Source organism: Cellulomonas edaphi (genome assembly GCF_030362815.1).
GTDB classification, from domain to species: domain Bacteria; phylum Actinomycetota; class Actinomycetes; order Actinomycetales; family Cellulomonadaceae; genus Cellulomonas; species Cellulomonas edaphi.
Genome location: NZ_JAUCGR010000001.1, coordinates 380,737 through 402,258, shown reverse-complemented (window position 1 = coordinate 402,258; position 21,522 = coordinate 380,737). Strand labels below are relative to the sequence as shown.

At 71.5% G+C, this 21,522-nt stretch carries 24 protein-coding genes; 14 read left to right on the top strand and 10 right to left on the bottom strand.

Annotated features, from left to right (window positions below; translation table 11 throughout):
• The first annotated feature begins 133 nt into the window (after positions 1–133).
• Complete coding sequence (locus tag QRT05_RS01950; protein ID WP_289444735.1) at positions 134–1,312, top strand: glycoside hydrolase family 76 protein; 1,179 nt, start codon at positions 134–136, stop codon at positions 1,310–1,312.
• Positions 1,313–1,397: 85 nt separating this feature from the next.
• On the opposite strand, the gene QRT05_RS01945 is transcribed toward QRT05_RS01950, so the two are convergent.
• Both QRT05_RS01945 and rnhA read right to left on the bottom strand, forming a co-directional pair.
• A complete protein-coding gene (locus tag QRT05_RS01945) occupies positions 1,398–1,799 on the bottom strand; it encodes a RidA family protein (RefSeq protein WP_289444733.1) in 402 nt (133 codons plus the stop codon).
• A 47-nt stretch (positions 1,800–1,846) separates the two neighbouring features.
• Positions 1,847–2,275, bottom strand: a complete 429-nt coding sequence (gene rnhA / locus QRT05_RS01940) for a ribonuclease HI (RefSeq protein ID WP_289446092.1) — start codon at positions 2,273–2,275, stop codon at positions 1,847–1,849.
• 106 nt (positions 2,276–2,381) lie between these two features.
• On the opposite strand from rnhA, the gene QRT05_RS01935 reads away from it, so the two are divergent.
• Positions 2,382–2,993, top strand: a complete 612-nt coding sequence (locus tag QRT05_RS01935) for a VOC family protein (protein WP_289444731.1) — start codon at positions 2,382–2,384, stop codon at positions 2,991–2,993.
• A gap of 13 nt (positions 2,994–3,006) precedes the next feature.
• Here the strand turns inward: QRT05_RS01935 and QRT05_RS01930 are convergent, their stop codons facing one another.
• Entirely contained in the window at positions 3,007–3,885 is an 879-nt protein-coding gene (locus QRT05_RS01930) for an RNA polymerase sigma-70 factor (protein ID WP_289444729.1), read from the bottom strand.
• Positions 3,882–4,472, bottom strand: coding sequence for a carboxymuconolactone decarboxylase family protein (locus tag QRT05_RS01925; protein WP_289444726.1), 591 nt, complete (start codon positions 4,470–4,472; stop codon positions 3,882–3,884). Before QRT05_RS01925 ends, QRT05_RS01930 begins: the two co-directional genes overlap by 4 nt.
• A 102-nt stretch (positions 4,473–4,574) precedes the next feature.
• Here QRT05_RS01925 and QRT05_RS01920 point away from each other — a divergent pair, with 102 nt between their 5' ends.
• The 4 genes from QRT05_RS01920 to QRT05_RS01905 all read left to right on the top strand — a co-directional run bounded on the left by QRT05_RS01920 (position 4,575) and on the right by QRT05_RS01905 (position 8,113).
• Positions 4,575–5,132, top strand: a complete 558-nt coding sequence (locus QRT05_RS01920) for a hypothetical protein (RefSeq protein WP_289444725.1) — start codon at positions 4,575–4,577, stop codon at positions 5,130–5,132.
• Positions 5,129–5,413, top strand: a complete 285-nt coding sequence (locus tag QRT05_RS01915) for a transcriptional regulator (RefSeq protein WP_289444723.1) — start codon at positions 5,129–5,131, stop codon at positions 5,411–5,413. The genes QRT05_RS01920 and QRT05_RS01915 overlap by 4 nt, the downstream gene beginning before the upstream one ends.
• Positions 5,414–5,480: 67 nt before the next feature.
• Positions 5,481–6,491 (top strand): glutaminase A, encoded by a 1,011-nt coding sequence (gene glsA, locus QRT05_RS01910; RefSeq protein ID WP_289444719.1) that lies wholly within the window; start codon positions 5,481–5,483, stop codon positions 6,489–6,491.
• A complete protein-coding gene (locus QRT05_RS01905) occupies positions 6,488–8,113 on the top strand; it encodes an MFS transporter (protein WP_289444717.1) in 1,626 nt (541 codons plus the stop codon). Before glsA ends, QRT05_RS01905 begins: the two co-directional genes overlap by 4 nt.
• Here the strand turns inward: QRT05_RS01905 and QRT05_RS01900 are convergent.
• Positions 8,103–9,188 carry an AI-2E family transporter gene (locus tag QRT05_RS01900; protein ID WP_289444714.1) on the bottom strand — a complete coding sequence of 362 codons (1,086 nt, stop codon included), beginning with the start codon at positions 9,186–9,188 and terminating at the stop codon, positions 8,103–8,105. The genes QRT05_RS01905 and QRT05_RS01900 overlap by 11 nt on opposite strands.
• 210 nt (positions 9,189–9,398) lie before the next feature.
• On the opposite strand from QRT05_RS01900, the gene QRT05_RS01895 reads away from it, so the two are divergent.
• On the top strand, positions 9,399–9,776 hold the full coding sequence (locus QRT05_RS01895; protein WP_289444711.1) for a VOC family protein: 378 nt from the start codon (positions 9,399–9,401) through the stop codon (positions 9,774–9,776).
• Between the two features lie 38 nt (positions 9,777–9,814).
• Positions 9,815–10,093 (top strand): DUF1905 domain-containing protein, encoded by a 279-nt coding sequence (locus QRT05_RS01890; RefSeq protein WP_289444708.1) that lies wholly within the window; start codon positions 9,815–9,817, stop codon positions 10,091–10,093.
• Here the strand turns inward: QRT05_RS01890 and QRT05_RS01885 are convergent.
• Together QRT05_RS01885 and QRT05_RS01880 are read right to left on the bottom strand one after the other, a co-directional pair.
• Positions 10,080–10,427, bottom strand: a complete 348-nt coding sequence (locus QRT05_RS01885) for a PGPGW domain-containing protein (protein ID WP_289444705.1) — start codon at positions 10,425–10,427, stop codon at positions 10,080–10,082. The genes QRT05_RS01890 and QRT05_RS01885 overlap by 14 nt on opposite strands.
• Positions 10,428–10,550: 123 nt before the next feature.
• A complete protein-coding gene (locus QRT05_RS01880) occupies positions 10,551–10,703 on the bottom strand; it encodes a hypothetical protein (RefSeq protein WP_289444703.1) in 153 nt (50 codons plus the stop codon).
• A 115-nt stretch (positions 10,704–10,818) separates the two neighbouring features.
• Between QRT05_RS01880 and QRT05_RS01875 the strand changes: the two genes are divergently transcribed.
• Entirely contained in the window at positions 10,819–11,238 is a 420-nt protein-coding gene (locus QRT05_RS01875) for a GNAT family N-acetyltransferase (protein ID WP_289444700.1), read from the top strand.
• Between the two features lie 80 nt (positions 11,239–11,318).
• On the top strand, positions 11,319–13,232 hold the full coding sequence (locus QRT05_RS01870) for a M3 family metallopeptidase (RefSeq protein WP_289444698.1): 1,914 nt from the start codon (positions 11,319–11,321) through the stop codon (positions 13,230–13,232).
• A gap of 120 nt (positions 13,233–13,352) precedes the next feature.
• Here QRT05_RS01870 and QRT05_RS01865 read toward each other — a convergent pair whose 3' ends face one another.
• From QRT05_RS01865 to QRT05_RS01855, 3 genes are all read right to left on the bottom strand, one after another.
• Positions 13,353–14,570, bottom strand: coding sequence for an MFS transporter (locus tag QRT05_RS01865; RefSeq protein ID WP_289444697.1), 1,218 nt, complete (start codon positions 14,568–14,570; stop codon positions 13,353–13,355).
• The gene (locus tag QRT05_RS01860) at positions 14,563–15,321 is read right to left on the bottom strand and encodes a DeoR/GlpR family DNA-binding transcription regulator (protein WP_289444694.1); all 759 of its coding nucleotides are present in this window, start codon (positions 15,319–15,321) and stop codon (positions 14,563–14,565) included. The genes QRT05_RS01865 and QRT05_RS01860 overlap by 8 nt, the downstream gene beginning before the upstream one ends.
• Positions 15,322–15,490: 169 nt before the next feature.
• A complete protein-coding gene (locus QRT05_RS01855) occupies positions 15,491–16,336 on the bottom strand; it encodes a C40 family peptidase (RefSeq protein WP_289444691.1) in 846 nt (281 codons plus the stop codon).
• Positions 16,337–16,921: 585 nt separating this feature from the next.
• Here QRT05_RS01855 and QRT05_RS01850 point away from each other — a divergent pair.
• From QRT05_RS01850 to QRT05_RS01835, 4 genes are all read left to right on the top strand, one after another.
• Positions 16,922–18,154 carry an ROK family transcriptional regulator gene (locus QRT05_RS01850; protein ID WP_289444689.1) on the top strand — a complete coding sequence of 411 codons (1,233 nt, stop codon included), beginning with the start codon at positions 16,922–16,924 and terminating at the stop codon, positions 18,152–18,154.
• A gap of 135 nt (positions 18,155–18,289) precedes the next feature.
• Positions 18,290–19,654, top strand: coding sequence for an extracellular solute-binding protein (locus QRT05_RS01845; RefSeq protein WP_289444687.1), 1,365 nt, complete (start codon positions 18,290–18,292; stop codon positions 19,652–19,654).
• Positions 19,655–19,658: 4 nt separating this feature from the next.
• Complete coding sequence (locus QRT05_RS01840) at positions 19,659–20,591, top strand: carbohydrate ABC transporter permease (protein ID WP_407650275.1); 933 nt, start codon at positions 19,659–19,661, stop codon at positions 20,589–20,591.
• On the top strand, positions 20,591–21,493 hold the full coding sequence (locus QRT05_RS01835; protein WP_289444685.1) for a carbohydrate ABC transporter permease: 903 nt from the start codon (positions 20,591–20,593) through the stop codon (positions 21,491–21,493). Before QRT05_RS01840 ends, QRT05_RS01835 begins: the two co-directional genes overlap by 1 nt.
• The last annotated feature ends 29 nt before the right edge of the window (positions 21,494–21,522 follow it).

The following is a 21,522-nucleotide window of genomic DNA, read 5'->3' as shown; positions in this document are numbered from 1 at the left end:
CGCCCGGCGAGCCGTCCTTGGGTATATCTAGCACATGCTGCTCGGATCCAGGTCTAGATATATTCAGACATACAGGGCATGCTCAGTCGGGTCGGCGAGTCTCGTCGGCGCCCTCGACAACGGAGTGGGAGCAATGAAGCTGACACGACTGTTCACGACCACGGCCTTGGCCACCGGAGCGGCGCTCGTCGTCTCGCTCGGCGCCGCGGTGCCTGCCACGGCGTCGGCGAAGCACGACCGGAACGTCGAGCACGCCCAGGCGGCGTACGCCGCGATGCAGCAGTACCTCTACACGGTGGACGGCTCGAGCCTGTACCTCGAGCGCACCGTCCCCACCGAGGAGGACCAGAAGTACTCCTACGAGTGGCCCTTCTCGCAGGCGCACGTCGCGACGCTCGACCTCACCGGGATCCCCGGCCGGGTGGGCCGGTCGTTCACCGACGACCTCGCCGATCGCAAGGTCGGCCAGGAGCGCTACTGGAACGCGGGCGGCGGCAGCACCGGCCTGCCCGGCTACGACTCCTACGTGCGCCCCCCGCGAGGCCAGGGCGGCGACATGTTCTACGACGACAACGAGTGGGTCGCGCTCGCGAAGGTGCAGGAGTACCTCGCCACGGGTGACACCGCTGCGCTGAACCGCGCGAAGCGCCTCTTCGACCTCGTCGCCTCGGGCTGGGACACCGACGCGTCGCACGCGGCGCCCGGCGGCGTCTTCTGGACGCAGGCGCCGTGGAGCCAGGACCGCAACACGGTCTCGACGATGCCCGGGGCCGAGCTCGCCACGCGGCTCTACCTGATCACCAAGAAGAAGTCCTACCTGGACTGGGCGCAGCGCAGCGTCGCGTGGACGGACAAGCACCTGCTGGCGCCGAACGGGCTCTACTGGGACCACATCGGTCTCGACGGCACCATCGAGAAGACCCAGTGGTCGTACAACCAGGGCGTGTCGCTGGGTGCGCACGCCCTGCTGTACCAGGCCACCGGCGACCGCGCCTACCTCAAGCAGGCGAAGGCGATCGCGTCGAAGTCGCTGGCCTTCTACGCCCAGGACGGGCGCCTCGAGCGGCAGCCGATGTTCTTCAACTCGATCTACTTCAAGAACCTGCTGCTGCTCGAGTCCATCACCGGCGGCCACGTCTACCGCGACGCGATGCAGGCCTACGCCGACAACCAGTGGGCGGACGTGCGTGACCCGGCCACCGACCTGTTCCCGGTGGACGGCGCACCGACGACCCTGCTCGACCAGGCGGCGATGACGCAGATCTACGCCACCCTCGCCTGGCCGAGGGGCAAGGCGTCGATCCTCTACTGAGAACGGGGCAGGTCAGGACAGCGCAGGACGAGGGCGGGCGGTGACCGCAGCACGCGGAGCCGCCCGTCCTCGCGTCCCGGCGGTGCTACGCGGGCACGGTCGCCGCGACCGCGCTCACCTCGATCAGCGCGCCCGGTACGCCCAGGGCGGCGACGACCGCCGCGGTGACGAGCGGAGGCTTTCCCGGCCCCGCGAGCCGGGGCGCGACGGCGCCGTAGGCGGCCCGAAGGTCGGCGTCGGCGGCGATGAGCACCGTCCACTGCACCACGTCCGCGAGCGTGGCACCGGCCGCCTCGAGCGCGACCGCGACGTTCTCGACCGCGCGGACGGACTGCTCGGCGACGTCGTCCGAGACGACCGCGCCGGTGGCGTCGACGCCGTTCTGGCCGCCGACGTAGATGGTCGTCGCGCCCGCGGGGACGACGGCGACGTGGCTGAACGCGGGGCTCTGCACGAGCCCGGGAGGCTGTAGCCGTGTGATCTCCATCGATCCACCGTGGCACGGGCCGCCCACACGACCGACCCGAGGGTGGTTCAGCCCCGCGCGCGCACCAGCTCGACGCCGCGGTTGGCGAGCTGGTCGGCCCGCTCGTTGCCCGGGTCGCCGGCGTGGCCCTTGACCCACAGCCACGTCACGGTGTGCCGCGCGACCTCGGCGTCGAGCGCCTGCCACAGCTCCTGGTTCTTGACCGGCTTCTTGTCCCCGGTGCGCCACCCGTTGCGCTTCCAGCCGGCGAGCCACTTGGTCAGGCCGTTCATCACGTAGGTGGAGTCGACGTGGAGGACCACGTCGCACGGGCGCGTCAGCGCGCGCAGCCCCTCGATGACGGCCGTGAGCTCCATGCGGTTGTTGGTGGTCAGCTCCTCACCGCCGAACAGCTCACGCTCGTGGTCGCCGTAGCGCATCCACGCCCCCCAGCCGCCGACGCCGGGGTTGCCCTTGCAGGCCCCGTCGGTCCACATCTCCACGGTGGGCCGCTCGGTGCTCGTCACGTCCACACCCTAGTCAGCGCGAACCGAGCAGGATCGAAGAAGCGTCGCGCACGGGGCCCCACCTAGCGTCATGGACATGACCTCCATCGACTCCATCACCCTTCACGTCGACGACATCGACGCGGCCCAGCGGTTCTACGACGCGGCGTTCGGGCTCGGCCCGCGCGTCCGCCTGCAGCCCGCGGACGCGTCCACGACCGGCTTCCGGGCCTACACGCTCTCGCTCAGCGTGTCCCAGCCCGCGGCGGTCCGCAGGCTCGTCGCCTCCGCGCTCGCGGCCGGCGCCACCGAGCTCAAGCCCGTCCAGAAGTCCTTCTGGGGGTACGGCGGCGTCGTCCAGGCGCCGGACGGCGCCATCTGGAAGATCGCGACCACCTCCAAGAAGGACAGCGAGCCCGACGACGGGACCATCGAGAAGGTGGTGCTGCTGATCGGCGCGGACGACGTGGCGGCGAGCAAGAAGTTCTACGCCGACCAGGGGCTGACGGTGGCCAAGAGCTTCGGCAAGAAGTACGCGGAGTTCGACACCGGCACGAGCCCCATCGCCTTCGCGCTCTACGGCCGCAAGTCCCTGGCCAAGGACGCCGGCGTGGCACCCGACGGCGCGGGCTCGCACCGCCTGACCATCGGGGGCGACGCGGGGCCGTTCGTCGACCCCGATGGCTTCGAGTGGGCGGCCGCGCGCTGAGCGCACTGCTCGGTCACCTGCTCAGCACGGTCTCGGCGTCGAGGCGGCTCATCTTGTGCGGGTTGCGCACCGCGTAGATGCGGCTGATCCGCCCGTCCTCGATCACCAGGCTCATCACGGTGTTGAGCTCGCCGCCGAGGTCGACCCGCGCGGACGGGCTGCCGTTGAGCCACACGGGCGCGGCCTCGAACGCGCTGTTGAGCTCGGCCAGCTTGCTCAGGAACGTGGCCACCTTGGTGCTCCCGACGATCGGCCGGAGCGCCGCCGAGACCACGCCGCCACCGTCGGCCACGATCACGACGTCGGGCGCCAGCACGTCGAGCAGCTCCTGCAGGTCGCCGCCGCGCACGGCGGCGAGGAAGCGGTCGACCACGGCGGCCTGCTCGGCGGGGCTCACCCGGTGCCGCGGTCGACGTGCCGCGACGTGCTCACGGGCACGATGGGCGATCTGCCGCACGGCGGCCGGCGACTTGCCGACCGCCTCGGCCACCTCGTCGTAGGGCGCCCCGAACGCCTCGCGCAGCACGAACACCGCGCGCTCGGTCGGCGCCAGCGTCTCGAGCACGGTGAGCAGCGCGAACGACACGCTCTCGGCGAGCTCGTGGTCGTCCGCCACGTCGGGACTGGTCAGCAGCGGCTCGGGCAGCCATTCGCCCACGTAGTCCTCGCGCCGTCGGGCCAGCGTCCGCAGCCGGTTGAGCGCGAGCCGGGTGACGATGCGGACCAGGTACGCGCGGGGCTCGAGCACCCGGCCCCGCGCCGCGTCGTCGAGGTCGGCCCACCGCAGCCACGCCTCCTGCACCACGTCCTCGGCGTCGGCGGCCGACCCGAGCATCTCGTACGCGACGGTGAAGAGCAGGCTGCGGTGGGCGACGAAGGGGTCCTCGCTCATGCGCGCGACGCTACGCCGCTCGGCTGCGCGAGCGGGGCGAGGTCGCACGACGCGGCGAAGCCCTGCGACTCGATGCCGAGCGCGACGTTGGTGCGCGAGTAGAGGTTGGCGAGCGAGATCCACTCGGTGAGCTCGACGAGGGCGGTGGCGCCGAGCTGCTCGAGCAGCCTCGCCGAGAGCGCGTCGGTCACCGTGGGTGGCGTCTGGGACATCGCCTCGGCGTACTCGAGGACGTCGCGCTCCAGCCCGGTGAACACGTCCGACTCCCGCCAGCGCGGCACCTCGCGCGCCTTCGAGACGTCCAGGCCCGCGTTGTGCGCCTGGAAGTAGCCGAAGTCGAGGCACCACGTGCAGCCGATGAGGGACGCCACGGCCATGTGGGCGTACGACTTGAGGTCCTCGTCGCAGGCCTTCCACCGCGCCGACCTCTGGCCGAGGCCGAGGCTGAACTTCAGCACCGGCTTGCTGTGCCACAGCACGCCGAGCGCCTCGGGCACCTGGCCGAGCATCCTGGTGCTCACTCGCTTCACGACGGCGCCGTACAGGCCGGTGATCTCCGCGGCAGGGATCCGGGTGGTGCTGGTCATGTCTCCTCCTTCGTCGGTGGGTCGGCATGAAGACACCGGCCGGGCCGGATGTGTGACACCCGCTACTTGCCAAACTGGAAAGCACGGGTCTAACTTTCCACTATGGAAACGGGTCCTCGACCGCAGGATGCCGCGGAGGCGCTCCGGGCGTCCGAGCAGGCGCGTGCCGGCCTGGCGCACTCGTTGGTCACCCCGCCCGGGCACGACGTGGTCATCGGCGCGGCCGTCGCGGTGCAGGTCGCGACCATGGCGCTCGGACTCGCGGTGGCCGACGCGTGGGCGCGTGGGGTCCTCGTGGCCGGCGTCCTCGTGTTCGGCGTCGCGGCGGCGGTCGAGCTGGTGCGCTTCCGCCGTCGCAACGGCGTCCGGCTGGACGGCTTCACGAGCCGGGCGGTGCTCGGCACCGACGCCGCGGCGTCGATCGCCTACGCGGTCGGCGCCGCCACGACCTACCTCGCCGCGAGCCGCGAGGTGTGGTGGCTCGTCGGGCTGCTGGCGCTCGCGGCGGGCACGGCGTACGCCCTGGCGGGGCGGCGGTGGCTGCGCCGCTATCGGGACCAGCCGGCGGAGCGGGCGGGTGCGGAGTCGACCGCCCTGCTCGTGCTCGTCGGGCTCGTCGCCGTCGTCGGGCTCGTGCTCCTCGTGGTGTCCTCGTCGTGAGCGCGATCGACCCCCTGATCAACCCGCCTGCCCGACTCGTGCTCATGACCACGCTCACCGCCGTCACCGAGGCAGAGTTCGCGACGCTCCGCGACCGGCTGGACGTGAGCGACTCGGTCCTGTCCAAGCACGTCTCCGCCCTGGGGACGGCCGGGTACGTGACCAGCCGCAAGGGCACCCACCGCGGACGGCGCACCACGTGGATCGCGCTCACGTCGCGCGGCCGGGGCGCCCTCGCGGAGCACGTCGCCGCGTTGCGCGCGTTGATCGACGGGATCTGAACGGGACCCTCGACGCAGATCGGACTTCTGTGGTCGGATCAGGAGTGCCCGAGCCGCAGGCGTGCCGATGAACCTGGATGTCGACGACGTCGACCAAGCCGTCTCCACCGGCCTGCTGCCGGGATGGGACCGGGTCGACGAGCACGTCGCCGCGGCGTACGAGCGCAGCCGCGAGAACCACGACGGCGTGGTCGCCGACTACATCCCGGCGCTCGCCGCCGTCGATCCCGCGCTGTTCGGCGTCTCGGTGATCGAGGTGGACGGCGGGACGCACGTGGCGGGCGATGCCGACGTCGCGTTCTCCGTGCAGTCGATCTCCAAGGCGTTCGTGTACGCCCTGGTGTGCGAGGAGCTCGGGCACGACGCGGTGCGCGAGCGCGTGGGCGTCAACAACACCGGTCTGGCCTTCAACTCGGTGGTCGCCATCGAGCTGAACGACGGCCACCCCATGAACCCGATGGTCAACGCGGGTGCGCTGGCCACGACGGCGATGGTGCCGGGGTCGCCCGACGAGCAGTGGGACGCGATCCACGCGGGGCTCTCGCGGTTCGCGGGCCGCACGCTCGTTCTCGACGAGGAGGTCTACGCCTCCGAGGTGCGCACCAACCAGCGCAACAGGGCCATCGCCCGGCTGCTCGAGAGCTACGGGCGCATCCAGACCGACCCGGCGCGCGTCGTCGACACCTACACCCGGCAGTGCAGCCTGCTGGTCACGGCCCGCGACCTCGCCGTGATGGGCGCGACGCTGGCCGACGGCGGGGTCAACCCGGTGACCGGCGAGCGGGTGGTCTCGCCGGCCGTCTGTCGCGACACGCTCGCCGTGCTGGCCGCGAACGGCCTGTACGAGCGCTCGGGCGAGTGGCTGTTCGAGATCGGCCTGCCGGGCAAGTCCGGCGTGGCGGGTGGCATCGTCACGATTGCGCCGGGCAAGGCGGGGATCGGCACGTTCGCCCCGCGGCTCGACGCCGCGGGCAACAGCGTGCGCGGTCAGCGCGCGACCGCCTACCTCTCGCGCGTGCTGGGCCTCAACGTCTTCGCCTCCGCGGCGCACGTCCACCTCGGAGGAGGAGCACGATGACCTCGTCGCCGACGCCGGTCCGCACGTCCTGGGTGCCGATGGTGGGCCTGTTCCTGGCCCAGATGCTGATGTCGTTCAACGTGGCCGCTCTGCCCGTGTCGCTCGGCGGGATGGTCGAGGACTTCGACGTCGCGCCGACCGCCGTGAGCACCGCGATCGTCACCTACGGGCTGGCCGTGGCCGCGCTCGTCATGGTCGGCGCGAAGATCGGCGCGAAGATCGGCTGGATCGTCGCGTTCCGCATCGTCGTCGCGATGTTCGCCGCGTCGGCGCTCATGATGGTCCTCGCGCCCTCGGTCGGGTGGGTGATCGGCGCACAGGCGGTGGCGGGCGCCTCGGCCGCGATCATCGTGCCCTCGCTCGTCGCCCTCATCGCGGAGAACTACCGGGGCGACCAGCAGGCGACCGCAATCGGCTCGCTCGGCTCGGCCCGTGCCATCAGCGGCGTCAGCGCGTTCTTCATCGGCGGCGCGCTCGGCACGCTCGTCGGCTGGCGCCCGGTGTTCGGCATCGTGCTCGGGCTCGCGGTCGCCGTCTTCGTGCTGAGCTTCCGCCTGCGCTCGGACAAGGGCGACCCGGGCATCCGGATCGACGCGGTGGCGGCGGTGCTGATCGGCGCCGCGATCGTGCTGCTGACGCTCGGGTTCAACAACCTCAACGGCTGGGGCATCCTGCTCGCCCGGGACGCGGCCCCGTTCGACGTCCTCGGGCTGTCGCCGGCGCCGGTGTTCATCGTGGTCGGCATCGTGCTGGGCCAGCAGTTCTTCGTCTGGACCCGACGGCGGACGCGGGCGGGTCACATCCCGCTGGTGAGCCTGTCCGTGCTCCGGTCCTCCCGCGAGCGTGCGGCCGTGTACGCGATGTTCATCGTCGTGGCGATGGAGGCGGCGCTGAACTTCACGGTGCCGCTCTACATCCAGATCGTGCAGGGCCGCAGCGCGTTCGACACCGCTCTGGCGATGATGCCGTTCAACCTCACGGTCTTCGTCACCGCGACGCTCATCGTGCGGTTCTACAAGCGGTTCCCGCCGCGGACCATCGGGGTCTTCTCCTTCACGCTCACCACCGTGGCGCTGGTGTGGCTCGCCTTCGTGGTCACCAACAACTGGGAGACGCTACCCACCATCCTCGGGCTCTTCGTGTTCGGCGTGGGCCAGGGCGCGCTCGTCACCCTCGTCTTCAACGTCCTGGTCACCGCGTCACCGCGCGAGCTGGCGGGCGACGTCGGCTCCGTGCGCGGGACGACGCAGAACCTCGCCTCGGCCGTCGGCACGGCGTTCGCCGGAGCCCTGCTGGTCACGATCCTGAGCCTCAACGTGGGCCAGGCGGTGCTCGCGCACCCCGACCTGACCCCGGAGCTCGTCGCGCAGGTCAACCTCGACGACATCAACTTCGTGAGCAACGACAACCTTCGCACCGTGCTCGAGGGGACGGACGCCACCCCCGCGCAGGTGGACGCGGCCGTCCAGGTCAACACGGACGCCCGGCTCGACGCGCTCCAGCTGGGGCTCCTGGTGCTCGCGGGGCTCAGCGCGATCGCCATCGCGCCGGCGAGCCGGCTGCCGCGGTACCGCCCGCACGAGATCCCCGACCCCTCCCCGCCGTCGCCCGTCAGGCCGTAGCGGGCGGCTCGGGCACGGGCCCCGGGTCGGCAGCGGGCTCCAGACGGGCCACCTCGTCGCCTGTCAGCCACGAGTACCAGGCGCTCGAGGGGCCGCTCGGGAGCAGCACGGCGCGGGCCAGCAGCGTGAGCGGCACCGCCAGGATCGCTCCCAGCGGGCCGATGATCAGCGTCCAGAAGATCACCGACGCGAAGCTCAGCGTCACCGTGATGTTGACCGCGTCCGCGACGAACTTGGGCTGCACCAGCACCTGGAGCACCACGTTGACCGCGCTGTAGACGGCGATCACGGCGAGCGCGAGCGGCCAGCCGCCCACCACCAGGGCGAGCAGGGTGGGCGGGATGACGCCGATGACGAAGCCGATGTTCGGGATGAAGTTGGTGACGAACGCGAGCACCGCCCAGACGGCGGGCGCGGGCACGCCGAGCGCCCACAACGCGAACCCGTCGATCACAGCGACCACGGCCCCGAACGAGGCGCTCACCACGAAGTAGCGGCGCACGCCGCGGTCGAGGGTCGTCGCGCGCGCCAGCACGTCGCCGTGCGTCGCACCGAACAGCGCGTGGGCGTCCTCGTACCGCGCCGCGTCGACCGCCACGAAGATCACGTAGCTGACCACCACGAACAGGACGCCCAGGACGCCCACCACCGCGCTGCTCAGCGTGGTCGCCACGCCCAGCAGCTGCGCGGGCTCGAGCGCGGACGTGGCTTCCTCGACCGACGAGCGGGCGACCCCGAGATCGCCGAGCCACGACGCGACGTCGGCGACCTGCGCACGCAGCTCAGGCAGGTAGTCGGTGACCAGCGCGCCGAACCGGATGCCGGCGAACACCAGCATCGCGACCAGCGCGAGCAGGATCAGGTACACCACCACGATGACCACGGTGGTGGCGGCCCAGCGGGGCCAGCCGCGCCGTTCGAGCGGGTGCCGGACCGGGTGCACGATGATGACGAGCACCGCGGCGAGCAGCAGCGGCGCGAGCACGTCCCGCACGGCGTGGACGCCCGTGAGCACCACCACCGAGGCGGCGAGGAAGAGCAGCGTGCGGGTGGGGGCCGGCAAGGGTGAAGCCATCGGGCGCGCGCTCTCCTTCGGCGGTGCCCGGCGGTCCGGGCGGGTGGTCGCACAGTAGCGCCGGACCTAGCCCCGCAGGGGCACCTCGAAGACGGGGCTTGCAGGGCGAGTGGGCGGCGGTCGCCGCGGAGGCCTCGCGCGGGCGGGCACGACGGGCCACGCTGTGAGGACGGCGGCCACGGCCGCGACCCGGGACGAAGGAGCACGACCATGGCGGGGTTCACCGAGTCGTTCAGCGGCTTCTCCACCGACGACGTTCCCGCCGCCGCGGCCTTCTACGGCGACGTGCTCGGCATCGACACCGAGCAGGCCCACGGCATGCTCACGCTCCGCTTCGCGGACGGACACCACGTGCTCGTCTACCCCAAGGGCGAGGCGCACGTGCCGGCGACGTTCACGGTGCTCAACTTCCCGGTCGACGACGTGGCTGCCACGGTCGCGGAGCTGCGCGGCCGGGGCGTCCGGTTCGAGCGCTACGAGGGGACGCCCGGCGAGACCGACGAGGACTTCGTCTTCCGCAAGGGCGGCCCGGAGATCGCCTGGTTCACCGACCCCGCGGGCAACGTCCTGTCGGTCATCGCCCGGTGAGCCGCGGCGGCACCCGGTCCGCCGGGATGGACGTGAGCGTGACGGGCCCGATCTTCTACTGGCGGGGCCCGGCGCCGTACCACTTCGTCACCGTGCCGGACGAGGAGAGCGCCGACATCCGTGCCATCGCGTCCGAGGTCACCTACGGCTGGGGCATGATCCCCGTCGTCGCGCGGATCGGTGGGACCGAGTTCGAGACCGCGATGTTCCGCAAGGACGAGCTCTACGTGGTGCCCGTCAAGCAGGCGGTGCGGCGGGCGGAGGACGTCGAGGTCGACGACGAGGTGACCGTGCACCTGCGCATCACGCGCCGCTGACGGCCCCGTCCTTGCCGCGTCGGGCCTTCCACCAGGCCCACATCCGGCGTACCTGGGTGCGGAGCCAGTCGTTGATGCGACGGGCGAAGCTGAACTCGGTGCCGAGGATGGCGAGCCCGAGGAAGATGGTCAGCCACCCGGGGCCCGGCAGGACGAGCATCGCGGCACCGGCGAGGATGAACGCCCCGCCGACGCACGCCACCAGCACGCGCAGCGCCGTCCGACCGCCGGGGAGGTGGTCGACGCGCCGGTGCAGCGCGTCCACGCGGCGCGCGATGGCGCCGTGGTGGTGCTCGGCGGCGGCGATCTCGTCTGTCGCCGGTGTGTCTGTCACGACGTCTCGCTCCCTCGTACCTCCGACGTGCGGAGGTCCAACCTACGTCGTCGGGGCGAAGAGCTGCTGGCGCCGTCGGTCTCGCGGCGCGTGAGCGTGGGGTCGCGGGACCGACGCCCGCCGTCAGGCGCCCTCGGCCGCGTCGGTCGCGCCCTCGGCGGGATCCGTCGAGTGCTCGCGCGCGACGTCGCCCTCGACGTCGGTGATGTCACCCTCCGCGGGCTCCTCGGTGTGGGCGCGGGGGTCGTCGGGGATCGGGGTGCTCTGCTCGGTCATGGTGTCTCCCTCGTGCCGTGGGCTCGTCTGAGCTCGTCCGGTGAACTCGGTTCGATGATGCGCCGGAGCCGGGCCGACGGCACGTCGGGGGAGCGCCGATGAGAGGCTTGCTGGCGTGGAGAACGGGTACAGCCTGGTGATGGGTCCGCCACCGCTCGCGGACTACCTGCATCTACGTCGTGCTGCCGGGCTCTCGTCGCCCACCGAGGACCAGGCTCGTGCCGGTCTCGACGGGGCGTGGGCGGCCTGCCACGCGGTGCACGACGAGTCGGGCGCCGTGGTCGGCATGGGCCGGGTGCTCGGGGACGGCGGCTGGTACTTCCACGTCATCGACATGGCGGTGCTGCCCGCCCACCAGCGCCGCGGCATCGGTGACGCGGTGCTGAGCGCGCTGCTCGCGCGGGTCCGCGCGGACGCCCCGCCGGGGGCCTGGGTCAACCTGCTGGCGGACGCGCCGGGTCGCCGCCTGTACACGCGGCACGGGTTCACCGAGACCGCGCCCGACTCCCTGGGGATGGGGCTGCGGCTGGCGTGACGGCGGCCCGGCGCGCACCGCCGGACAACATCGCCGGATAACACCGTGGCGACCTCGGCGGCCGGCACTATCGTCGGACCATGCCGCAGCCCACCGACTTCCCCGTCGACGCCACCGCCTGGTCCGCCTTCCTCGCCACGAGCGTCGACGCAGGTCTCGAGACGGGTCGTGAGCTGATCGCTCGGCTCAAGGACGGCAGCCCGCGGAGCACCGCCGAGGTGCTCGCGCTGTGGAACGACACCGACATCGCGATCGGGACCGCCTCCGCCCGCGCCCACCTGTTCGCCGAGGTGCACCCCGACGCGGCCGTCCGTGAGGCCGCCGAGGCCAGCGCGCAGGCCGCCGAGGACCTGCTCACCGAGCGCGGCCTCGACCACGAGCTGTGGCAGGTGGTGGCGGCGACGGACGACGCCGGCCTGGACGCCGATGCGGCCCGCGTGCGCGAGCACGTGCTGCGCGACTTCCGTCGAGCGGGCGTCGACCGCTCGCCCGAGGAGCGCGAGCGGCTGCGTGCGCTCGCGCAGCGGTGCACCGAGATCGGCCTCGAGTTCTCCCGCAACATCCGGGACGGCGTCCGCACGGTCCGGCTGCGGCCCGAGCAGCTCGCCGGCCTCCCGGACGACTTCGTCGCCGCTCACCCGGCGGGCGACGACGGCCTCGTCGCGCTCACCACCGAGTACCCCGACATGGTCCCCTTCCGCACGTACGCCACCGACGCCGAGGCGCGTCTCGCGCTGACCCGCGAGTACCTGCAGCTCGCGTACCCCGCCAACGAGCCGCTGCTGGCCGAGCTGCTGGCCCTGCGCGCGCAGCGAGCCCAGCTGCTGGGCTACGCGGACTGGCCGACGTACGACACCGAGCCGAAGATGATCGGCACGGGGGCGGCCATCGCGGAGTTCATCGAGCGTCTCGACGGTCTGACCGCCGAGCCGGCCCGCCGTGACGTCGAGCAGATGCTGGCGCGGTTCCGCCAGGACGACCCGTCGGTGCAGGCCGTCACGTCGGCGGACAACCTGTACTACGACCAGGTGATCCGCCGCGAGGACTACGACGTGGACTCCCAGGCGGTGCGGCAGTACTTCAGCTACCCGGCGGTGCGCGACGGCGTCCTGGCCACCATCGGCACCCTGTTCGACCTGACGTTCGCGCCGGTCCACGCGCCCACCTGGCACGACGACGTCGCGGTGTACGACGTGACGGACTCCGGCGAGCGGATCGGCCGCATCTACCTGGACATGCATCCGCGGGCCGGCAAGTTCAACCACGCCGCGCAGTTCTCGCTGACTCCGGGCATCGCGGGCCACGCGCTGCCCGAGGGCGTGCTGGTGTGCAACTTCCCGACGGGCCTCATGGAGCACGACGACGTGGTGACGTTCTTCCACGAGTTCGGGCACCTGGTGCACGAGATCCTGGGCGGCCACCAGGCGTGGGCGATGTTCACGGGAGTGGCCACCGAGTGGGACTTCGTCGAGGCGCCCAGCCAGCTGCTCGAGGAGTGGGCCTGGGACACCGGCGTGCTGCAGTCGTTCGCGAAGAACGAGGCGGGCGAGCCCATCCCGGCCGACCTCGTGGCACGCATGCGGCGCGCCGACACGTTCGCCCGCGGCGCCTGGACCCGCCGCCAGCTGAACTTCACCGCGCTGTCCTACGGGCTGCACGCCGATGCGCCGGCCGACCTGGCCGCCTACACCGCGGCGGTGGACGAGCGGTTCGGGCCCTACGCGCCCATCCCCGGCACGCACCAGTACGCCGGGTTCGGGCACCTCGAGGGCTACGGCTCGGCGTACTACACCTACCTCTGGAGCCTGGTCATCGCGAAGGACCTGCGGTCGGCGTTCGGCGACGACCTCATGAACCCGGTGGTGGGCCGCCGCTACCGCGACGCGATCCTCGCGCCCGGTGGGTCCGCCGACGCCGCGGACCTGGTCGAGCGCTTCCTGGGCCGCCCCACCGCGTTCGAGCCGTTCGAGTCCTGGCTCGCCGAGGGCGCCTGACCCGCCCCATCCGACGACCGCCCGACGACCGCCCGACGACCCGGTGGTTGTTGTCCACGCTCCCGGCGCGCGAACCGTGGACAACCACAGGGTCGGGGTACCGAGTGGCGGGCGACCGGGTCAGGCGACCTCGACCGGTTCGCGGACCGACGTGCGGCGGGTGGTGTCGAGCACCTGGGAGGCGATCACGACGAGCACGCCCGCGACGGGCACCACGAGCAGTCCCGCCCGCAGCGAGGTCGCGTCGGCGATCAGCCCGACGATCGGCGGCGAGAGCAGGAAGCCGAGCCGCATGAGCCAGCTCAGCACGGCCAGCCCGGTCCCGGGGCGCAGCCCGGGCAGGCTGTCGGCGCCGTGCATGGCCGCGGGCACCAGGGTGGCGATGCCGAAACCCGCCGCGGCGAATCCCACGATCGTGCCCGGCACGGAGGGGACCGCGAGCGCGAGCCCCATGCCGACTGCGGTGAGCGCGCCTCCGGTGCGGGCCATCGCCCGCTGCCCGAACCGGTCGACCAGGCGATCCCCGAGCAGCCGCCCCACGAACTGTGCGCCGATCAGTGCGACGAACCCGAACGCCGCCACCGAGAGCGGTGCGTCGAGCGACGTCGACAGGTACACCGCGGCCCACGTGCTGCCGGAGTCCTCGACGATGCTGCCGCTCGCCGCGATGACCACCAGCGCGGTCATCGTCACGACGAGAGCCAGCCTGCTCATCGGGGGGCGGGCCGCGGTGGACGCACCGTCCTCCTCACGCTCCGCGTCCTCCGGCCCGGGCAGCAGGAAGCGGTAGCAGCCCAGGGCCATGAGCGAGAACAGGAGGCCCGAGACCGCGAGGTGGGCGGCGCGCGACATGCCGAGCGAGACGGCGAGCGCCCCCATCAGGCCGCCGCTCACCGCCCCGATGCTCCACACGGCGTGGAACGAGTTGAGGATCGAGCGGCCGTACCGACGCTGGACGCGCAGCCCGTGCGCGTTCTGGGCCACGTCGGTGATCGCGTCCATGGCGCCCGCCACGAGCAGCCCTGTCGCCAGCATCGCCCAGGTGGTCGACACGCCGGCCAGCAGGATCCCCGCGCCGGTCACGATGGTGCCCGCGACGGCCACGCGCGAGGAGCGGAACCGACGCACCAGCACCCCCGCCGCGAGGCCGGCCAGCAGGGCGCCCACCGGGAACGCGGCGATCGCCGCCCCGTACTGGGCGTTGCTCAGGCCCAGCTCGGCCTTGATGGCCGGGTACTCGGGGAAGAGGTTGGCGAAGATCGCGCCGTTGGTGAAGAACAGGCCCGCCACGGCCACCCGCGCGCGGCGCAGGGCGACGTCAGGAGTCGACTCAGGCACCGAGCACCTCCACGCCTGCGTGCCGGAGCTGCGCGATCGGTCCGGCGGGCGCGTCGGAGTCGGTGACCAGCACGTCGAAGTCCGTCATCGAGCACACCACCGACAGGGCCGTGCGACCGAACTTCGCCGCTTCCCCCACGAGGATGGTCCGCCGCGCGCAGGCCATCGCCGCACGCTTGACCGCCGCCTCGACGTCGTCGTACGCGGTCACGCCGTCGTCGACGGACATCCCGCAGCACGTGATGACGGCCGTGTCGACGCGCAAAGAGCGCAGGGACGCCTCGGTCATGGGACCCACGAGCGAGCCCTCGCCGAACCGGGAGGTCCCGCCGGGCACCTTGAGCGTGGTCGCCGCGCTGCTGGACAGGACGTGCGCCGCGGGCAAGGAGAGCGGGACGACGGTCAGGCGCCGGCCGACGAGCGCGCGGGCGACCGCGAGGCCGCTCGTGCCGCTGTCCACCACGACGGCCTCACCGTCGCGCAGCAGTCCCGCGACCACCTGCGCCATGGCGTCCTTGGCGGCCGTCGACTCCACCGACCGGAGCGCGAACGGCAGCTCCTCACCGCGCAGCAGCAGGCTGACCGCGCCGCCGTGCACCCGCCGCAGGGCACCGGCCGCGGCGAGCGCGTCGAGGTCGCGGCGCACGGTGACCTCGGAGGTCTGGAGCGCGAGCGCCAGGTCGGCCACGTCGACCCGCTCTGCCACCCGGAGCCGGTCGACGATGCGCTGCTGCCGTGTGCTGCTGTCCATGGAGCAAACATACACCGCAGACTTTCGAACGAAAGCACGTGATGATCGAAACGCCATGACAGATGCAGACGACCCCGCCGTCCTCCCGCCCGCCGGAGCGGGAGGGGACGGCGGGGTCGTGCGTCCGTTGCGCCCGGTCGGGGACCGGACCGGACGGGGGGATCGTCGATCAGACGGAGATCGCGGCCTTGTTCACCCGGATGAAGGTGGGGCTGCTCTGCCAGATCGAGCGGACCTGGATCGTCTTGCCCGGTCGCGGTGCATCGATCTGCTTGTTGCCACCCAGGTAGATCGCGACGTGCCCGGGCGTCCAGATGAGGTCGCCGGGCTTGGCGCTCTTGCGCGAGACCTTCTTGCCCACGTGGTGCTGGGCGGAGGAGGTGCGCGGCAGGTTCTTCACGCCGGCCTTCTGGTAGACGTACTTGGTGAAGCCGGAGCAGTCGAAGGCGCGGGGGCCGGACGCGCCGCTGCGGTACGGGGTGCCCACGTAACGCTTCGCGACGGACACCACCTTGGGCGTGCCCCTCTTGACCCGGAGCACGGTCGTGTCGGCCGAGCGCTTCACCGTGGTGGTGCCGCGGTAGACCGTCGTGATGCGGTGCTTGCCGGCCGAGATCTTCTTGGGCAGGCGCACCGCGGCCGTGCCGTGGTGCAGCGTGAGCGTCTTCCAGTTCTTGCCGCTGATGCGCACGACGACTTTGCCCCGGGCGGGCGAGGAGCCGACGTGCACCGTGGCGCGCACGCGGGCCGCCTTCTTGCCGCGCGTCTGCGTGTGCTTGGAGAGCTTGATGGTGGTGGTCGAGTGCTTCTTCGCCACGGGTGCGGGCGTCGACGTCGTCGCAGGAGCAACCTGCGAGCTCGCCGTGGCCGCCGAGGCGCCCGTGCTCGTCGCGAGCGGCGCCGCGACCACGAGGGCCAGACCGCCGGCGAGCACCGCGAGACGGCGGGAGATCCGCCGGGGACGTGCGGGGGTGGAGGGGACGGACAGGACGTGACCAGGGGTAGTGGTCGTCATGGGTGACCTCGAACGCCTACGAGCTGAGCTGTCGGACGCTCCGGCGCGAGTGTGCGGCCGGCGCGGGGCGAGGCCCCGTCGTGATGCGCCCCAAGTGCGGGAGAGCCGCACGTCAAGAGTGGGTCGCCCGTCGCTGCCGGGGGTATGGGGATCCGGGGCGGCGGCAGCGCTCGGCGTCCGTCCCGGAAGCTCGTCGGGTGGAGCCCCACGAGCCGCAGACGACGCTAGCCCAGCCGATGTGAAGGTCACGATCCGATCACGGGCGCTCAGGTGAGGGAGATGTGGAGATCGACGGACAAATCGGTCGAAAGCGGGCCGCCTGTGACCGCGGCCACGTCCCGACCTGCGCGGCACGGGCTGCCCGAGCGGCCGGAGCGGGGCCGTGCTGCCGCCGATCACCCGGCGCGCTCGCTCGACCCGGACAATTCATCCATTATCTTGATGAAGTGCCGCCACCCGACTGGGCCGGGCTGGCGCCAGGCACACGGACAAGGCGATGATGTCCACGCTCAGCCGGTTGTCGCGTCGGTGCGACGCGGCCGGTGATGCGGGGCGTGCGCCGCCCGACGACTCTCAGGGAGTGCGATGCGCCGAGGCACCAACCTGCCGCGCATGGCCGGGTTCAACCAGACCGTGATCCTGGACGTGGTCCGGCGGGCCGACGCAGGGCTGTCACGCGCACAGCTGGCGCGGCGCACCGGCCTGTCCGCGCAGACGGTGACCAACGCGACGCGGCGGCTCCTCGAGCAGGGCCTCGTGCGCGAGGAGGGCGAGACCTCCCGGCCGGGGCCGGGGCGTCCGGGCACGCTGCTCCACCTCGACGCGCGCGGTCGGTACGCGATCGGCGTGCACCTCGACCCGGCGGTGATGACGTTCGTCGTGCTCGACCTCGCCGGGAATCCGGTGGCCCAGCTCCAGGAGCCCACGCCCGTGCCCGACCAGCCGGAGCGCGTCGTCGCCGGCCTGGTCCGCGCGATCGAGGAGCTCGTCGACTCGAGCGGCATCGACCGCACGCTCATCCTCGGCGTCGGCATCGCGACACCGGGGCCGATCGACGTCGAGCAGGGCGTGGTCATGGACCCGCCGCACCTGCCGGGATGGCACGGGGTGCCGCTGCGCGACGCGGTCGCCGAGGGGACCGGCCTGCCGGTGATCCTGGACAAGGACACGATCGCGGCCGCCTCCGCGCACCTGTGGAACCCGGGCGTGCACCGGTCCACGGACTTCATGTTCTTCTACCTGGGCACGGGCGTGGCCATGTCGCTGGTGATCCGCGACGACGTGGTGCGCGGATCCTCGGGCAACGCCGGAGAGGCGGGCCACTTCGTCGTCGACCCCGGCGGTGAGACGTGCGAGTGCGGCAAGCGGGGCTGCCTGGGCGCGGTGCTCCGGGCAGAGACCCTGGTGAACCAGGGGGTCGAGGCCGGCGTGATCTCCCACCCGGGGAGCCTGTCCGACCCGCGCGAGATCGACACCGCCTTCAGCGCGCTCTGCGCGGCCGCCGACGCGGGCGACACGCGGGCCGTGAGCGTGCTCGAGGTGGCGGGCCGGCGGCTGGGCATGGCCGCGGTGGTCATCACCGACCTGTGCGACCTCGACACCGTGATCGTGGGCGGCCCGCTCTGGTCGCGCATGGAGCCGCACGCGATGCCCGCGCTCGAGAAGCACGTCGCCGCGCACCAGGTGCCCGGAGGCGCGCACTCCATCGCCGTGCTCACGTCACCGCTAGGCCCGCAGGTTGGGGCCGTCGGGGCGGGCTGCCTGGTGCTGGGACAGGCGTTCACGCCGCGTCCGTCGGACCTCATGCTCGACGCCTGATTCGTCCCGGATGATCGTTACCTCCCTGTGATCCGACATCGTTGACATTAATAAGTCCAATCGCGTTAATATGCGGGAACGGCGTGCGGCGACGAGGCCCGGCACGCGTTGCAGCACTGGAGCAAAGGAGCATCCATGCGTGGCAAGCCCGCACTAGGCATCCTCGGCGTGGTGGCGTTGACCGCCCTCGCCGGCTGTAGTGACGACGGCAGCTCGAGCGGTGACGACGCGAGTGGCGGTGCGACGACGGTCAAGGTCGCGTACCAGAAGACGACCGCGTTCCACCAGCTCGACGACATGCTGCAGAAGGCCAAGACCGAGTTCGAGGCCGCCCACAAGGGCATCACCATCGACCTGCAGCCCATCGAGGCCGAGCAGGACCAGTACTTCACCAAGCTCGCGCTGATGAACGGCTCCGACAAGACCGCCCCGGACGTCATCTACGAGGACACGTTCCAGATCCGCTCCGACGCGGCGGCGGGCTACCTGCTCCCGATCGACGAGTACCTGGGCAAGTGGGAGGACTGGGGCCAGTTCTACGAGAACGCCAAGCAGGCCGGCCTCGGCGACGACGGCAAGACCTACGGCGTCTCGATGGGCACGGACACCCGCGCGCTGTTCTACAACAAGGACATCTTCGCGAAGGCCGGCCTCCCCGCCGACTGGCAGCCGAAGAGCTGGGACGACGTCCTCGCGGCCGCGCGGGCGGTCAAGGAGAAGGTGCCGGACGTCACCCCGCTGAACGTCTACGCGGGCAAGGCGGCCGGCGAGGCCACCACCATGCAGGGCTTCGAGATGCTCCTGTACGGCACGGCCGACACGCTGTACGACACGGACCAGAGCAAGTGGGTGGTGGGCTCGCAGGGGTTCAAGGACTCGCTCGGCTTCCTCGAGACCATCTACAAGGACAAGCTCGCGCCGCCGCTCGACCAGGCGCTCGACGCCTCCATCGGCAGCCGCGTCAGCACGGAGCTTCTCCCGCAGGGCAAGCTCGCGATCGCGCTCGACGGGTCGTGGCTGCCGGGCGGCTGGATCTCCGGCGAGAACGCGTGGCCCGAGTGGGACAAGACGATGGGCTTCGCCAAGATGCCCACGCAGAACGGCGACGCACCGGGGGCCACGTCGATGTCGGGCGGCTGGACGCTCGCGGTCGGGTCGCACGCCAAGAACCCGCAGGCGGCGTTCGACTTCATCACGACCGCGCTCAACAAGGAGAACACGTTCAAGTACGACACCGAGAACAGCCAGATCGCGGTGCGCAAGGACGTGGCGGAGGACCCGGCCTACACGGCGTACAACCCGTCGTTCGAGTTCTTCTCCTCGCTGGTCGACGTGACCCACTTCCGCCCGGCGACCCCGGACTACTCGCAGATCTCGTCGAACATCCAGGTGGCCGCCGAGGCGATGGCCACGGGCCAGCAGTCGCCGGAGGACGCCGCCAAGGCGTACGACACCGCGGTCAAGGGCATCGTCGGCGACGACAAGACCACGACGGGCTGAGCCCGTGGTCGATGTCGCGCTGAAGCCGCGCGCGGGCCGCGGCCGGGGGACCACCACCCGGCCGCGGGCCAGGCGGGGGTTCGGCCGCAAGGTGCTTCCCCTCGTGCCGGCCGTGGCGCTCCTGATCGTGTTCCTGGCCGGCCCGATCGGCTACTCGCTGTACGGGTCGCTGACCAACACGGCCCTCACCGGGTACAAGGCGGCCAACCCGGACTTCATCGGGTTCGACAACTACACCGAGCTGTTCGCCAGCCCGGACTTCTGGAAGTCCGTGTGGCTGACCGTGCTGTTCGTCGGCGCGTCCGCCGTGATCGGGCAGAACGTGCTCGGGATGCTCCTGGCCCTGGTCTCCCGCTCGGCGGCCAAGCCGTTGCGGGCCGTGGTCGGGGGACTGGTGGTCACCGCGTGGGTGCTGCCGGAGATCGTCGCGGCGTTCGCGCTGTACGCGTTCTTCTCGACCGACGGCACCCTGAACGCGGTGCTCGGCTGGTTCGGGATCGACGAGACCACCTGGCTCATCTCCTTCCCGATGTTCGCCGTGATCGTCGCGAACATCTGGCGCGGCACCGCCTTCTCGATGCTCGTCTACAACGCCGCGCTCGCGGAGGTGCCGCCCGAGATCTCCGAGGCGGCAGAGATCGACGGAGCCGGGCCCGTGCAGCGGTTCTTCCGCATCACGCTGCCGATGATCCGTCGGTCCATCTCCACCAACCTCATGCTCACCACGCTGCAGACCCTCGGGGTCTTCACGCTCATCTGGGTCATGACGGGCGGCGGACCCGGGACCAACAGCTCGACGCTGCCCGTGCTGGCCTACCAGGAGGCCTTCAAGTTCTCGCAGGTGGGCTACGGCACCGCGATCGCGACCGTCACCCTGGCGGTCGGAGCGATCTTCTCCATCGTCTACATCAAGGCGCTGAAGCCGGAGGTGGACTGATGTCCCTCGTCAAGAACGTGACACCCGCCGCGGAGGCGGTGGTGGCGCCCACGCGCCGGCAGCGTGCGGCACTGGCCTCGCCCCGCCGCGCGCCGTCGCGGTGGATCTCGACGGCGGCTCTGGTGCTGATCGGCGTCGCCTTCCTGGTGCCGCTCGCCTGGATCCTGCTGTCGGCGTTCGACCCGGCCGCGACCGTGGGCATCAAGATCCCTGAGGACGCGACGTTCGACAACTTCAGCTCGGTGTTCACCGTCGACCAGACGCTACGCCCGCTGTGGAACTCGACGGTCATCTCGCTCGGCACGGCCGTCATCACCGTGGCCGTCTCCGTGCTCGCGGCCTACCCGCTGTCGCGCTACCAGATGCGCTTTCGGCGCTCGTTCCTGTACGGGATCCTGTTCGCCACCTGCCTGCCGATCACGGCGATGATGGTCCCGGTCTACTCGCTGTTCGTGTACCTCAACCTGCTGGACTCGGTGCCCGGAACCATCTTCTTCATGGCGGCGACGTCGCTGCCCATGGCCATCTGGATGACCAAGAACTTCATGGACTCGGTGCCGATCTCCCTCGAGGAGGCGGCCTGGGTGGACGGCGCGAGCGCCATGCGCGCCCTGGTGCGCATCGTGCTGCCGCTCATGCGCCCGGGCATCGCCGTGGTCTTCATCTTCGTGTTCACCATGGCCTGGGGGAACTTCTTCGTGCCCTTCGTGCTCCTGTACAGCCCGGAGCACCAGCCGGCCGCGGTCGCCATCTTCAACTTCTTCGGCACCTACGGCTCCGTCGCGTACGGCAAGCTCGCCGCCTTCTCCATCCTCTACGCCACTCCTGTCCTCGTCCTGTACCTGCTGGTGCAGAAGCTGTCGGGCGGCTCGTTCGCCATGGCCGGCGCCGTCAAGGGCTAGGCCCCCACCACCACCTCAGAGAAGAGGAG